9 protein-coding genes are annotated in these 14,230 nt (G+C 61.0%); 3 read left to right on the top strand and 6 right to left on the bottom strand.

Annotated elements, in window-relative coordinates; genetic code table 11:
- Positions 1–44 precede the first annotated feature (44 nt).
- Together BN5935_RS02910 and BN5935_RS02905 are read left to right on the top strand one after the other, a co-directional pair.
- Positions 45–3,467: a BACON domain-containing protein gene (locus BN5935_RS02910; RefSeq protein ID WP_064974772.1), complete on the top strand. Its 3,423-nt coding sequence runs from the start codon at positions 45–47 to the stop codon at positions 3,465–3,467.
- A 23-nt stretch (positions 3,468–3,490) separates the two neighbouring features.
- The gene (locus BN5935_RS02905; protein ID WP_064974771.1) at positions 3,491–4,402 is read left to right on the top strand and encodes an endonuclease/exonuclease/phosphatase family protein; all 912 of its coding nucleotides are present in this window, start codon (positions 3,491–3,493) and stop codon (positions 4,400–4,402) included.
- Between the two features lie 72 nt (positions 4,403–4,474).
- On the opposite strand, the gene pflA is transcribed toward BN5935_RS02905, so the two are convergent.
- The gene (pflA, locus tag BN5935_RS02900; RefSeq protein WP_082944001.1) at positions 4,475–5,200 is read right to left on the bottom strand and encodes a pyruvate formate-lyase-activating protein; all 726 of its coding nucleotides are present in this window, start codon (positions 5,198–5,200) and stop codon (positions 4,475–4,477) included.
- Between the two features lie 93 nt (positions 5,201–5,293).
- Positions 5,294–7,522 (bottom strand): formate C-acetyltransferase, encoded by a 2,229-nt coding sequence (gene pflB, locus BN5935_RS02895; protein WP_064974770.1) that lies wholly within the window; start codon positions 7,520–7,522, stop codon positions 5,294–5,296.
- A gap of 392 nt (positions 7,523–7,914) precedes the next feature.
- Between pflB and BN5935_RS02890 the strand changes: the two genes are divergently transcribed.
- Positions 7,915–8,307 carry a DUF2721 domain-containing protein gene (locus tag BN5935_RS02890; protein WP_064976809.1) on the top strand — a complete coding sequence of 131 codons (393 nt, stop codon included), beginning with the start codon at positions 7,915–7,917 and terminating at the stop codon, positions 8,305–8,307.
- A gap of 152 nt (positions 8,308–8,459) precedes the next feature.
- Here BN5935_RS02890 and BN5935_RS02885 read toward each other — a convergent pair whose 3' ends face one another.
- The 4 genes from BN5935_RS02885 to BN5935_RS02870 form a co-directional block, all read right to left on the bottom strand.
- Positions 8,460–10,685 carry an inorganic phosphate transporter gene (locus tag BN5935_RS02885; RefSeq protein WP_064974769.1) on the bottom strand — a complete coding sequence of 742 codons (2,226 nt, stop codon included), beginning with the start codon at positions 10,683–10,685 and terminating at the stop codon, positions 8,460–8,462.
- Between the two features lie 246 nt (positions 10,686–10,931).
- Positions 10,932–12,380, bottom strand: a complete 1,449-nt coding sequence (locus BN5935_RS02880; RefSeq protein ID WP_064974768.1) for a sensor histidine kinase — start codon at positions 12,378–12,380, stop codon at positions 10,932–10,934.
- Entirely contained in the window at positions 12,358–13,038 is a 681-nt protein-coding gene (locus tag BN5935_RS02875) for a response regulator transcription factor (RefSeq protein ID WP_064974767.1), read from the bottom strand. The genes BN5935_RS02880 and BN5935_RS02875 overlap by 23 nt, the downstream gene beginning before the upstream one ends.
- 109 nt (positions 13,039–13,147) lie before the next feature.
- The gene (locus BN5935_RS02870) at positions 13,148–14,215 is read right to left on the bottom strand and encodes a bifunctional 3-deoxy-7-phosphoheptulonate synthase/chorismate mutase type II (protein WP_064974766.1); all 1,068 of its coding nucleotides are present in this window, start codon (positions 14,213–14,215) and stop codon (positions 13,148–13,150) included.
- Between the last annotated feature and the right edge of the window lie 15 nt (positions 14,216–14,230).

Genomic DNA, 14,230 nt, shown 5'->3' with positions numbered 1-14,230 from the left:
GCGTCCGGATTGTTGAAACCTTAAACGAACCTTATCTCACAGTTATGAAAAAGTATTTGTTATGGATATGCACGGCGGCGGCTCTGCTGGCTGCCGGGACTTCCTGCACCGACGATCCGGAAGTGGACAGCGTCGGCCGGGTGGGGATTCAGCAGCAAAGCCTGACCGCCTCCGGCGAGGGCGAGGTGCTGACCCTCAATGTGACCAGCAACGCCTACTGGCATCTCGAATTCGTCGATGCCGCCACGGGCGAATCGATTCGCTGGGTGCTTCCCAACGAGAGCACCGGCATGGGTAATACTGCGGTGCAGCTCACCGTGGCCCGCAACCGCTCGACCAGCGGCCGTTCGGCTTATGTGAACGTGACCACCGATTCGGAGTCCTCGACGGCTTCGATCCTGCTCTCGCAGGGAGCCGGCACGGTCGGCGGCGGCGACGGGTATGATTTCCCGATCGCCCAGCGGTTCAGCATCGACGCCAGCCTCACGCTGGACAATGCCTTTATAGAAGGAGCGGCCTGCTACTTCGACGACGGCATGATCCTGCGCCGGACGGGTTCGCCCGTGAATCTGGAGTTCAGCACCAAGACCCACACCAACCCCACGACGAACTGGTACTTCCAGCGTGGCGTGGTCATCGGGTCGTGGGAGACGGGCGATGCCCTGCAGCTCGAGATTCCGGTGAAGGAGGAGCTTTCGGGCGACCTGCGCTACTCCTACGGCAGCCGCCGCGACGGTACTCAGAACGCTGGTCATGCGTGGGTCTTCGAGTGGAGCGCCGACGGTGAGAACTGGACCGAATTCGACGGCACCTGCTCCGGCGGAGCTTCGGACGCCACCTGGAAGACGATCGACTTCACCATTCCGGCAGACAAGAAGATTCCGGCCGGCGGCAAACTGTGGATTCGCCACCGCTGCACCGACGGCGCCAAGGCGAGTACCTCGGCAACGAACAAGACCGTGGCTTACCAGAGTGCGTTCTGCATCACGAAGGCTTCGGCCGAGCCGACCGCGGTTCCGCCGATGGACAACGACAAAGTGGTCTTCTCGACCGGTTTCGACGACGTGATCGACGCCAAAGCCGCGTATATCGACCTGCCGCTCGACTTCATGACCTCGTGGAACGACGGGACTTATGCACTTCCCAAGGAACAGGCCGGTATCGTGAGCGTGGTCTCCTGCTGGACCCGTCCGGGCTTCCTGCAGGTGGGCCGCGGCGACGAGGCGCTCATCAACCGCTACACGCAGGGCGCCTATACGATCAAACTGGCGCCGCGTTTCGAGGCGATGCGCATTTCGAAGTCCGACCTCAAGCTCACGTTCCTCGCTTCGGCGATGATCGATGCCTACGGCAAGCCCACCGATCCCGGCGTGGTCGTGAAGGCCGACGCCGCGAGCGGTGCCACGGTCGAGGGCGGTACGCTTGCGGGCGTAGCCAACAACGAGTTCAAGCCGTTCACGGTCTATGTGCGCAATGCGAAGCCCGAGACGGAGATCACCATCACTTCGGCCGACATGGCCTCCAGCACGGACGACGTGCGTTTCTTCCTCGACGACATTCTGCTCGAAGTGGAGGGTGAACCCGAGCGTCCGAGTGCCGACGATCCCGTGAAGGCGGAAGTTTCGGCCATCCGCGCCCTGAAGGGCCCCGGAGAGGTGACGATCAGCGACAACTATTATATACAAGGCCGCGTGGCGGCTGTGGACAACGTTCCGGCCGACTGCTTCGCCGTGCAGGATGCCGACGCCGGTATCTTCGTCAAACTGGCAGGTCACGGCCTTGCCGTGGGCGATCAGGTCGAAGTGGTCGTCAAGGACGCCCGGCTCGCTGCCGATGCCGACGGACTGCTGGTGGTGACGCCGACGGCCGCCGACAAGGTGACCAAGACCGAAGCCGCTTCCGAAGTGCCCGCCGCGCGGGCCGTCTCGGTGGCCGACCTGACGGCCGGGACCTACGAGGCGATGCTCGTCTCGCTGCCCGAATCGCAGGTGGTCGACGGTGATTTGACGAAGAACATGAGCGGCAGCATTTCGCTCGAACTGGAGGACAAGACTGCCTACACGATGAAGACCTATGCTTCGGCATCGTTCGCATCGGCGGCCGTGCCGCAGAAGCGCGGTCCGGTGAAGGGACTTGCCGGGGCGTCGTTCCTGCTGCCGACCGCCATGGAGGACCTTGCGGGCATGACCGGCACCCGTTTCGGCGAGACGGTCTACGCCATTACGCCGATCGACGGTCACCTCTATGCACTGGGAACCACGAAGAATTTCACCATCGGCAATGCTACTTTCGATCAAGCGACCAAGACGGTTACCTATAATAATGGACATTCGATCTATAAGGTCGGCGACACTTCGACCGATTTTACATGGGGGTGTTACGGAACGAACAAGGCTGCCGGTACGAATATGTATGACTGCCGTCTCTATACCACGGGTTGGGGAGGTAATAACTGGCAGGATAACGGGTTGGTATTTAAAATTAAGGCTACCTCCCGAATTGTGGGTAACCTGCGCTTCGGCTTCGGTTGGTTCGGCCGTGCGGCTGACAATCTGCCGAAGAACTGGAAATTGCTTTGGAGTACTGACGAAATGACGTGGCATGACGGTGTGAAAGTATATAGTATTCCGGGTACCAAAGTGACAACTCCTATCGGGCCCGATGAAGATCCGGGAACGGAGATATTCCCGAATGCCGGGAGCGCCGGTACGCTCGGTTACCGCATCGCCTATTTCAACCTGCCGGAAAGCAATGCCGTGTCCGAAGGCGGTTACCTCTATCTGAAGATCGTGCAGGCGGATAATGTGTGCCAAAATGCCGGTAACTCGATCGATCCGACGCATGAACAGCTCTTTATCAACGGCTTCTATCTTCAGACTCATGAACGGCGTGCTTACCATTGCAGCCAGTTGCCGTCGGGTGAGAATGTGGTGCTGACCGAGGGTTTCGATGATGGTTTCTGGGGCCCCGACTATTTTGCTCCATCGTGGCAGATGTTTGCCGGTTGGCGCGTCAAATATACGCCTCCGACGGGATGGACAGTTGCCGGAGACGGAGTTATCGAAATGCCCGGATATGTCCGGATCGGAACGGACAATAAGGATGCCGCCAGCAGTTTGACAACCCCCGCTTTGGAGTCGCTGGGCGATACGCCGACCAATATTACGGTCAACTTCAAGGCCGCAGTGCTGTTAGTAGGTGCCACGACCCTCGCACCCGATAATTTGGAGATCAAGGTCACGGCTTCGGGAGCCGGTTCGGTGGGCTCGGAGAATTATTTCCCCGGATCGCTGACTGGCGAGGCTGCGGCTACGGTGGATCAGGCGACCTCTGACAGGATGTGTGCCGACTATATTCGCTGGTACGATTGTTCGGTGAAGGTTACGGGAGCCACGAAGGACACCCGGATCACCTTTACGGGAACCGGTCGCCATTTCTTCGACGATATCGTCATTACCAAGGACTAAAACCTAAACAACTATAAAAAGCTATGAAAAAACTGAAGTATCTGCTTTGTGGAATTACAATGTGCGCCCTGGCGTGCTCGTCGAGCAAGGATGACGGGGACGGACCCGGCAAAGGTGCGTCGAACACCCTGAAAGTGATGTCGTTCAACGTTCGCTACAACAGCGCCAACGACGAGGGCGATAAGAACTGGGAAGTGCGCAAAGCGGCCGTCGTGAAGATGATCAACACGGTCCAGCCCGATGTGGTCGGCCTGCAGGAACCGCGCACGGCACAGCGGACCTTCCTGAAGAACAACCTCCCGAACTATGCCTATATGGAGGTTCCCGGAACGGGTGACGGAAAAGGCGGCAACACCTGTCTGATCTATCGTCAGGACCGGTTCGCGCTGGTGGACAACGGCTATTTTTTCCTCAGTCCGACGCCCGACGAGCCGTCCCGCTGCTGGGATGTGGGGGATACGCAATGGCGGACTTCAGTCTGGGTTCACCTGAAAGAGAAGGAGACCGGCAAGGAGTTCTGGTTCCTCTCGACGCACATGCCCGTGCGCACCAATTCCAGCTTTCCCAACGAGCCGTACATCCAGGCGCGTATCAACAGCGCCAACCTCAATGTCGAGCGGATGAAGAAGCTCGCGGGTGAGTCGGGGATGTGCTTCATCGTCGGCGACATGAACTGCGCGGAGGCCAACGACGACGGCAAGAAGGCGCTGAAGCCTTACCGGGACTGGATGAAAGTAGGCCGCGACATCGCTCCTGCGGGGGACGCTTACAGTTTCAACAATTTCGGTTCGGGAACGGCGGCGCCGACCCGCAATCTCGACCACATCTTCCACCGCAATACGAAGATGGCCGTATCGTTCCGCACGCTGACCGACAATTACGGCGTGACGTATGTTTCCGACCACTATCCGATCCTGCTGACGGTGCTGTTCTGACCCGAAGCACGCATATGAATGGGAAACGCCCCGGCTGTCGAGCCGGGGCGTTTTCACGTTTTCGGAACGGGATCAGTTGACGATGACCGTCGGGAAATACTCCCGCAGCAGGGCCGCGGCGCGGTCGAGCTGTTCGGGGGTGTTCTCCCGCACGTCGCGGAGCCGGTATTCCAACCCCATCGCCTCGTATTTGTGGACCCCGAGGGTGTGGTAGGGGAGTAGTTCGACCCGCTCGACCGACTTGTATGCTCCGAGGCGTTCGCCCAGCATGCGGATGTCGGCCTCGGCGTCGCTGTAGCCGGGGACGAGCACATAGCGCAGCCAAAAGGGTTTGCTGTGGGTTTCGAGCCATGCGGCCGTGCGGAGCGTCTGGGAGTTCTCCCGGCCGGTGAGGGTGCGGTGGCGCTCCGGATCGGCCTGCTTCACGTCCAATAATACCAAGTCGACCAGCCCCAGCAGCTCCTCGACCGCCGGGTTCCACACCCCGCCGTTCGAGTCGATGCAGACGTGGATGCCGGCCTCTTTCAGCGAGCGGACCAGCGGAACGAGTTCCGCGGCTTGGAACGTGGGTTCTCCGCCCGAGAAGGTCCCCCCGCCGCGCCGTCCGAAGAACGGCTTTTGGTCGACGGCCATGCGGAGTATCTCCGCGGGGTCGGTCAACTTGCCCTCCCCGGCTTCGATCGTGTCGGGATTGGCGCAGTAGAGGCAGCGGAAATTACAGCCCTGCAGGAAAACGACGAGCCGGAGTCCCGGCCCGTCGAAAGTTCCCATCGATTCGTAAGAATGTACACGAAGCATAATTGTTCCTTGTTTTTGAATAAGGGTTTCGGGCGCAGACAGGGTCCGGTATGCGAATCCGGCTTTCGCCCCTGAAAGCGGCTTCTTAAGCCGCTACATCCGTTCGTGGAAGCTGCGGCTGATGACCTCCAACTGGTGCTCGCGGCTCAGTTTGGTGAAGTTCACGGCATAGCCCGACACGCGGATCGTCAGCTGCGGATACTTCTCGGGGTGCTCCATGGCGTCCTCCAGCATCTCGCGGTTCAGCACGTTGACATTCAGGTGGTGGGCACCCTTGGTGAAGTAGCCGTCGAGCATCGTCACGAGGTTCTCGACGCGGTCCTCGGCCGTCGGGCCGAGCGATTTCGGAACGATCGAGAAGGTGTTCGAAATGCCGTCCTGCGAGTCGCGGTAGCGCATCTTGGCCACCGAGGCGAGCGATGCGATGGCACCGCTCTTGTCGCGGCCGTGCATCGGGTTGGCTCCCGGGGCGAAGGCCACGCCCTTGAGACGTCCGTCGGGCGTCGCACCGGTCTTCTTGCCGTACATCACGTTCGAGGTGATCGTGAGCAGCGACAGCGTCGGGCGGGCGTTCTTGTAGACGGGCAGTTTCTTGAGCTCCTCGCTGAAGTAGTAGACGAGGTCCACGCCCAGATGGTCGACGCGGTCGTCGTTGTTGCCGTAGCAGGGGAATTCACCCTCGATGTCGAATCCTTCGGTGAGCCCCTCGGCGTTGCGGCGCGCGGTTACCTTGGCGTATTTGATGGCCGAAAGCGAGTCGAGGGCGATCGAAAGACCCGCTACGCCGTAGGCGAGGTTGATGCGGGGATCGGTGTCGACGAACGCCATCTGGGCCTTCTCGTAGTAGTACTTGTCGTGCATGTAGTGGATGATGTTCATCGCCTCGTTGTAGACGCGGGCGATCTCCGTGAGCACCATCTTGTAGTTGCGCATCACCTCCTCGAAGCGCAGCGGACCCTCCGACAGGGCCGGAATGCCTTTGACCATCAGCGTGCCGGTGTTCTCGCAGCGGCCGCCGTTGATGGCCAGCAGCAGAGCCTTGGCCAAGTTGGTGCGGGCGCCGAAGAACTGGATCTGACGGCCGATGTCTTGGAACGACACGCAGCAGGCGATGCCGTAGTCGTCCGAGTGGCGGACTTCGCGCATCAGTTCGTCGTTCTCGTACTGGATCGAGCTGGTGTCGGCCGAAACCTTGGCGCAGAAGGCCTTGAAACCTTCGGGCAGCTCGGGGCTCCAGAGGATCGTGAGGTTGGGTTCGGGCGAAGGGCCGAGGTTGTAGAGCGTCTGGAGAAAGCGGAACGAGGTCTTGGTGACCTTCGTGCGGCCGTCGTTGAAGCGTCCGCCGATGGCCTCGGTCACCCACGTCGGGTCGCCGGCGAAGATGTCGTTGTAGGACTGCATGCGCAGGTGGCGCACCATGCGCAGCTTGATGACGAACTGGTCGATCAGCTCCTGAGCGAACGACTCGTCGATCGTGCCGTGTGCGAGATCGTATTCGATGAAGATGTCGAGGAACGACGATACGTTACCCAGCGACATGGCGGCTCCGTCCTGCTCCTTGACGGCGGCAAGGTAAGCCATGTAAACCCACTGCACGGCCTCCTGCGCCGAGTGCGCCGGGCGGCTGAGGTCCAACCCGTAGTATTCGCCCATCGTGCGGATGTCCTTCAGGGCCTTGATCTGTTCCGAAACCTCCTCGCGCAGGCGGATGCGGGCGTCGGTCATCGGGCCGGTGAGCTCGCGCAGGTCCTGCTGCTTGGCTTCGATCAGGCGGTCGGTGCCGTAGAGGGCCAGACGGCGGTAGTCGCCGATGATGCGGCCGCGGGCGTAGTTGTCGGGCAGTCCGGTCAGGAAGCCCAGCGAGCGGAACGAGCGGATCTCCTCGGTGTAGACGTCGAATACGCCGTCGTTGTGGGTTTTGCGGTAGTGGGTGAAGATGTCGCGGACCTTCTCGTCGACCTCCACGCCGTTCTCCTTGCAGGCGCGCGACACGACGTTGATGCCGCCGAAGGGCTTGATGGCGCGCTTGAGCAATTCGTCGGTTTGCAGACCCACGATCAGCTCGTTCTCGCGGTCGATGTAGCCGGCCTTGTGCGAGGTGATGGTCGAAACGGTCTTGTTGTCCAGCGAACGGACGCCGTTATGCTGACGCTCCTCCTCGAGGGCCTTGAGACAGAGGTTCCAGATGTGTTTCGTGCGCTCGGTCGGTCCCTGAAGGAACGAGGCGTCGCCCAGATAGGGGGTGATGTTCGTCTGCACGAAGCTCGTAACGTTGATTTCCTTGCTCCAAAGCCCGTCGATAAAGGTTTTGTTCAGTTCCATAGCTTGTTATTGTTCGATTTGAGATTGAAATTGTCGTTTTTCGGAGGGCAAAGATATGTTATTTTTTTCACAATAACGAAGGGCGGCTTACATTTTCTTAAAATTTTTGAAAAAATACCTACGATCAGGTATCGGAGGCGTTCGGATTCGGGTGCGATCGTTATTTCGGGCGGTTGTGGCCCCGCTTTTGCAGCGCGTATTGTGACCGATGCGGCGGATTACGTCCCGGGGGTTTGTGTTGCGCATCCGGCCCCCGGGTCCCGCTGCCCGGCTAAAAGCCGGGTTTTAGGGGGCGATGGCAGGTCGGAGAGCTTCGGAAGCGGATATTGCGCTTTTACGGCTTTCCCGTTCGGCAAAATTGCGTATCTTTACCGCATAAAATCCCGATGACGATGGAAGAATTGACTCTGACGACTCCCGCGCTGCTGTTTTCAGCCGTGTCGCTGATCCTGCTGGCCTACACGAACCGGTTTCTCTCCTACGCACAACTGGTGCGCACGCTCAAAGAGCAGCATTTGCAGCACCCCTCGAAGGTGACGCGCGCACAGATCGACAACCTGCGCCGGCGGCTCCACCTCACCCGTTCGATGCAGGCGCTGGGCGTCTCGAGCCTGTTCCTCTGCGTGGTGACGATGTTCCTGATCTATGTGGGGTGGCTCCTCCTTTCGGCTTATGTTTTCGGGGCGGCCCTGCTGCTGCTGATCGCTTCGCTGGGCGTCTCGCTCTGGGAGATCCAGATTTCCGTCCGGGCGCTCGACATCCACCTGAAAGATATGGAGAAATAAAAAACGAAGATGCTGCGACATCGCGTCACTGCATCTCCCACTAACCTACTTATGTAACCTAAAACCAACTTGTGAATCCGGTTCTCCGGTTTTCACATGGCAAAGATACGGGGCCGTCGTTTCAGTGAAATGACGGCCCCGTTACATTCGTGTTACTTCTGCTGTTCCAGAAAATAATGCTGGGATTTGAGCAGGTTCCGCGACTGGAGTATCATCGTCTTGGTCTCGTTGAGGATCGTCAGGTAGAGCACGCTGGCGCGGGTGCTGCCCGAGGGGTTGCTGTTGATGCGCCGCAGTTGGCTCTTGATCGCCTCGACGATCGTGTCGAAGAGTTGGTCGCGCATCACGAGCACCATGTCGAGGTCCGAGAAGTCCTTCGTCGCCAACATGTCGTTGATCTTGTCGAAGATGGCCTCCACTTGGTCGTTCACGCGCATCAGGTCGACGATCTGCTCCTTCGACAGCCCTTCGTGGTTGTTGTCGATGTGTTCGAATGCGGGCCGCGTGATGTGGATCAGCGCCTTGGTCACCTCCGAGAGGTAGTCCGTGACCTGCACATAGAAATGCCCCGTGTCGATGTCGCAGCGTTGCAGGCGGCGCAGTGTGGGCATGATGTTGTATTTGCGGGCCCGGGCGTCCTCGAAGAGTTTGTTCGAGTCGCGGACCATCTCTTTCAGCACCTTGCGGTTCTCCTTGAAGACGGCGACCAGCGTGCGGTTGTAGATGCGCGTGACCTCCTGCATCGTCGTGCAGACCTCGCCGATGCAGGCGCACAGCACCTCGTCGGGGGTCTCGGCGGAGTCGAGCGGCAGCAGTTCCTTTTCGGCCTCCGCTTTCAGCTCGGGCGTCTTGCGGTGACTGCGGACGAGCAGCCAGAAGCAGAGCAGCGTGAGCGCCGCCACGGCGATCCAGCCGCCCCACAACAACAGGGCCGTCACGGCCAGCGCGATCAGGAATCCGCCGAGCGCCGTGATGAACCACCCCGAGATTACGGCCATGACGCCCGTGATGCGGTAGACGGCGCTTTCGCGGCCCCACGAACGGTCGGCGAGCGACGATCCCATCGCCACCATGAAGACCACATAGGTCGTCGACAGCGGGAGTTTGTAGGAGGTGGCGATGGCGATCAGGATCGACGCGGCGGTGAGGTTCACCACGGCGCGGATCATGTCGTAGGGGGCCGACGAGCGCTCCTCGGCGGGCAGCGGTTCGAAACGGCGGTCGATGGCTTTCTGCATCCGCGCCGGAATCAGACCGGTCCACATGGTGTTCATCACCAGCGTGGCGCGCACGAGACTGCGGGAGATGAGGGTCGAGCCGAAGCGTTCGTCGCCCTCGTGCTGCGAGGCGAGCGAAAGTTCGGTTTCGGTGACGTGCTGGGATTTTTTCGAGAAGAAGAGCGTCAGCACCATGATGATGCCCGAGGCTCCCAGCAGCAGGAAGTTCGCCCGGGCGGGGCCTTCGAGCGCACCCATCATCATCGTTTCGCTGCCCGTCTCGCCGGCGATCCGCCAGGCGTCGTAACCGGCCAGCGGCACTCCGATGAAGTTCACGAGGTCGTTGCCCGCGAAGGCCAGCGCCAGCGAGAAGGTGCCCGAGAGGATGGTGATGCGCATGATGTTGAGCCGCATGCGCTGGAAAATATAGAGGATGAGCGACGCCGCGGCCCAGAAAGCCGCGAGCGTCAGCACGACGTGCTCACCGACGTACTCCGAGATGTAGGTCGGAATGAGTCCCGAGCTTTTCAACCCCTTGAACAGCGCGAAGTAGAGGATTCCGGCCAGCGAGATGCCGCACCATACGGCGCCCCAGCGGCGGAAGACGGCGGCGTAGCGGAACGAGAAGACGAGGCGCGAGATGTACATGAAGAGGGTTCCCGCGACGAACGCCAGCGCCACCGAGAGCAGGATCGCCGCGATGATGACCATGGCCTTGCCTGTGTTGATGAACTGCGAGAGGTCGTGCAGCGAGGATGCCGGGTCGCCGGCGATGCGGAACAGCGCGGCGGCGACGGCGGCACCCAGCAGTCCGAAGACCATCGACACGGTGGTCGAGGTGGGCAGCCCCAGCGTGTTGTAGAGGTCCAGCAGCAGGACGTTGCCCAGCATCATGCCCAAGAAAAGCATCATGATCTCCTGAAAGGAGAACTGCCCGGGGTAGAAGACGCCGCTGCGGGCGACCTCCATCATGCCGCTCGAGGTGAGCGTGCCGACGAAAATGCCGGCGGCCGCGACCCAGAGGATCACGCGGCGCGGTGCGACTTTCGAGCCGAGGGCCGAGTTGAGGAAATTGACGGCGTCGTTGGCGACGCCCACGACGATACCCATCACGGCCAGAATGGCCAAGATGACGACGATTGCGGTGAAAAGTGGGGACATGGATGATCCGATTTCGTAATTGTTACGGTTTCTTTACCGTTGCAAAGGTCCGAAACGGATGTTACAATAATGTTACAGCAATGTTGCGGCAGGGTGAAAATTACTGGAGCTGTGGAGAAAAGCATCGGCAATCCGGCCGCGTGCGATAAGCCCCCGCCAAGGCGGGGGTTTGGGGGTGGGTCCAATCTGTAAACGCAGCCGGAGGCTGCGAATACGGCCGGGCGGGCTGCCAGCTGGTGGATTGTGCTAACTGTGCTTCTTTAAAGTAAATACGAACTCCAGTCCGCCGCGTTCGCGGTTGCGGGCGGTGATGGTGCCGCCGTGGATCATCACGGCGTTCTTGACGATCGCCAGCCCCAGCCCCGTGCCGCCCTGCTTGCGCGAACGGCCCTTGTCGATGCGGTAGAAGCGCTCGAAGATGTGCGGCAGATGCTCCTCGCCGATGCCGATGCCGTTGTCGGCGAAGACGATCGTGCACTCCTCGGGGGTGTCGTCCGCGAGACGGATGAAGATGTCGCGGCCTCCGGAGTAGGCGGCGGCGTTGTCCGCGAGGTTGCGGAACACCGATGCCAGCAGCGAGGGGCTTCCCACGACCTCGACCTGCCGGGGGAAGTCGACGTTCACCCGCAGCCGTTGTTCGGCGGGCTTCAGCTCCATGTCGGCGGCTGTTTCGGCGATCAGGTCGTTGAGCACCACGGGCTCTTTTTGGATCAACTGGCTGGCCTCGTCCATGCGCGTCATGGTCGAGATGTCGGTCAGCAGGTTGCGCAGACGCTCGGTCTGCGCGGCGCTCTTGGCCAGAAAGTCCGTGCGCTTCTCCGCATCGAGCCCCGGATTGGCCAGCAGGGTCTCCAGATAGCCCTGAATCGCCGCCACGGGGGTTTTCAGCTCGTGGTTGATGTTGTTCGTCAGTTGTTTCTTGATGCGTATCTTCTCCTGCTCCTCGTGCAGGGCGAGGGCGTGCTCGCGGTCGCGGTCGGCGGTGGTCTTCTGCAGCCGCGCATAGAGGCGGATGATGTGCTGCGAAATCTCGCCCAGTTCGTCGTGGGGAAAGTCCGTGCGTTCGTCGATCCGCTCGCCCCGTTCGGCGCGCTGGGCGAATTCGTTGAGCCGCGTGATGTTCTGCCCCAGACGCCGGGTGGCGAAATACCCCGCGACGCTCATCAGCAGCGTGACCCCCAGCATGAACCAGAGGAATTCGCGGTCGGCGGCCAGCACCTCGCTCAGCGGTACGGAGTAGGGCACGGCCGTGCGGACGATGTATCCGTCGCCGAGCATGGCGGAGTAGAAATAGTTGCGATGGGTGCTCTCGGAGTGGCGGCGGATGGTGTAACCCGTGCCGCGGGCCACGGCTTCGGCCACTTCGGGGCGGTCGAGGTGGTTCGTGGCGGGCAGCGAGTCGAGCGAATTGTCGAACAGGACGCGCCCGTCACGACCGATGACCGTCACGCGCAGGTCGCCGAAAGAGTTGCTTTGGCCGGCGATGAAAGTCTCGGGGGCCGTTCCCTCGTCTATGGCGTCGAGCATCCGCAGGTTGAGGAGCTGCAACTGCGCATTGAGCTGCTCGGCTTTGAAATGCTTCTCGCGTCCGTACTGGAAGAGGACGAAGCATGCCACCAGCGTCCACGAAAAGACCAGCAGCAGCAGGAACAGCCGCCGGTGGTAGGAGAGCCTATTCCTCAAAGCCGTAACCATAGCCCAGCCGTGTTACGATGTGTTCGCCATAGGGGCCGATCTTGCGGCGCAGACGCGTGATGTTGACGTCGACGGTGCGGTCCAGCACGATCACCTCGTCGCTCCAGATGCGGCGCAGCATCTCCTCGCGCGAGAAGATCACACCCCGGTGCGAGAGCAGCAGGGCCAGTATCTCGAACTCCTTCTTGGTGAGCGACAGTTCTTTGCCGTCCAGCGTGCAGACCTTGCGCCGAAGGTCCATTTCGAGCCCTTCGAAGGCGATCGTCTCCCGTTCCGCCGGGGCCTCGGCCGTGCGGCGCAGGACGCTTCTGACGCGGGCCAGCACTTCGCGCACCGAGAACGGCTTGGCGATGTAGTCGTCGGCTCCGAGGTTGAGCCCGGCGACCGTGTCGTCCTCAGTGTCCTTCGCCGTGCAGAAGATCACCGGGACCTTTGCCGTCGCGGGATCGGCCTTCAGCAGCCGGGCCATCCGGAAGCCGCTCATCTCGCCCATCATGACGTCGAGCAGGATCAGCGAATAACGCTCGGGGTGCATTCCGAGGGCCTGCTCGGCGCTGTACGCCACGTCGGCCTCATAGCCCTCTACTTCGAGGTTGAATTGCAGGATCTCGCACAGCGACTCTTCGTCGTCGACCACAAGGATTTTGTGTTTTGCCATAAATTCGGGTTTGAATCCGTGTCAAAATTACGCAACATTCACGGATGTTACACGCCTCCCGGGGATATTTAACCGAAATGTAATGGTTCGGGCTTCAAAAGCCCTCCTGTCAGGACCGGCCCAGTACCTCCATCTGCTGGCGGATCGACTCCTCGTGGATGGCCTGCAGAACGGTGCGCATGAATTCGCGGTCCATACCCACCTGCTCGGCCTGTCCGGCGCGGCGTGCCAGCAGCTCCTCGTAACGCTGGGTTTGCAGAACGGGCATGTTGTGCTCCTTCTTGTACTGGCCGATATCGCGCGAGACACGCATGCGGCGGGTCAGCAGCTCCAGCAGTTCGTCGTCGAGTTTGTCGATCTGCGAACGCAGTTCGGTGAGGCTCTCGGTGGTGATCGTCTCGTCGCGGATCACGAGGTTGCGGGTGATGTAGGCCAGTGCGTCGGGCGTCACCTGCTGGGCCTTGTCGCTCCATGCGCAGTCGGGCATGCAGTGCGACTCGATGATCAGTCCGTCGAACCCGAGGTCCATGGCCTGCTGCGAGAGCGGGGCGATCAGTTCGCGTTTGCCGCCGATGTGGCTGGGATCGCAGAAGATCGGCAGGGCCGGCAGGCGGCGGTGCAGCTCGATGGGCACGGCCCACAGCGGGTGGTTGCGGTAGAGGTTCTTGTCGATCGACGAAAAACCGCGGTGGATGGCTCCGATACGGCGGATGCCGGCGTTGTAGATGCGCTCGATGGCGCCGATCCACAGTTCGAGGTCGGGGCTCACGGGGTTCTTCACCAGTACCGGGACGTCCGCTCCGCGCAGGGCGTCGGCGATCTCCTGCATGGCGAAGGGATTGGCCGCCGTGCGGGCCCCGATCCAGAGCAGATCGATACCGCCTTTCAGCGCTGCGGCGACGTGTTCGCGGGTGGCGACTTCGGTGGCGGTGTACATGCCCGTTTCACGCTTCACGCGCTGGAGCCATGCGATGCCCGCCGTGCCTACGCCCTCGAATCCTCCCGGCTTGGTGCGGGGTTTCCACAGCCCGGCGCGGTAGATGTGAAAGCCCTCTGCGGCCAGCGCACGGGCCGTTTCCATGACCTGTTCTTCGGTTTCGGCGCTGCAGGGACCTGCGATGATCAGAGGCCGCCGGGGATCGACCCCGGGGAGTGTGATGGGTTGAATGTCGTTCATGATGAGTTGATTTTA

Source organism: Alistipes provencensis, assembly GCF_900083545.1.
GTDB classification, from domain to species: Bacteria; Bacteroidota; Bacteroidia; order Bacteroidales; family Rikenellaceae; genus Alistipes; species Alistipes provencensis.
The sequence above is the reverse complement of the archived record's forward strand: the minus strand, read 5'-3'. Positions and strand labels throughout refer to the sequence as shown.

Excerpts from the sequence above, each read along its gene's own strand:
- BN5935_RS02910 (WP_064974772.1), top strand. The coding sequence starts at position 45 with ATGAAAAAGTATTTGTTATGGATATGCACGGCGGCGGCTCTGCTGGCT.
- BN5935_RS02905 (WP_064974771.1), top strand. The coding sequence starts at position 3,491 with ATGAAAAAACTGAAGTATCTGCTTTGTGGAATTACAATGTGCGCCCTG.
- pflA (WP_082944001.1), bottom strand. The coding sequence starts at position 5,200 with ATGCTTCGTGTACATTCTTACGAATCGATGGGAACTTTCGACGGGCCG.
- pflB (WP_064974770.1), bottom strand. The coding sequence starts at position 7,522 with ATGGAACTGAACAAAACCTTTATCGACGGGCTTTGGAGCAAGGAAATC.
- BN5935_RS02890 (WP_064976809.1), top strand. The coding sequence starts at position 7,915 with ATGGAAGAATTGACTCTGACGACTCCCGCGCTGCTGTTTTCAGCCGTG.
- BN5935_RS02885 (WP_064974769.1), bottom strand. The coding sequence starts at position 10,685 with ATGTCCCCACTTTTCACCGCAATCGTCGTCATCTTGGCCATTCTGGCC.
- BN5935_RS02880 (WP_064974768.1), bottom strand. The coding sequence starts at position 12,380 with ATGGTTACGGCTTTGAGGAATAGGCTCTCCTACCACCGGCGGCTGTTC.
- BN5935_RS02875 (WP_064974767.1), bottom strand. The coding sequence starts at position 13,038 with ATGGCAAAACACAAAATCCTTGTGGTCGACGACGAAGAGTCGCTGTGC.
- BN5935_RS02870 (WP_064974766.1), bottom strand. The coding sequence starts at position 14,215 with ATGAACGACATTCAACCCATCACACTCCCCGGGGTCGATCCCCGGCGG.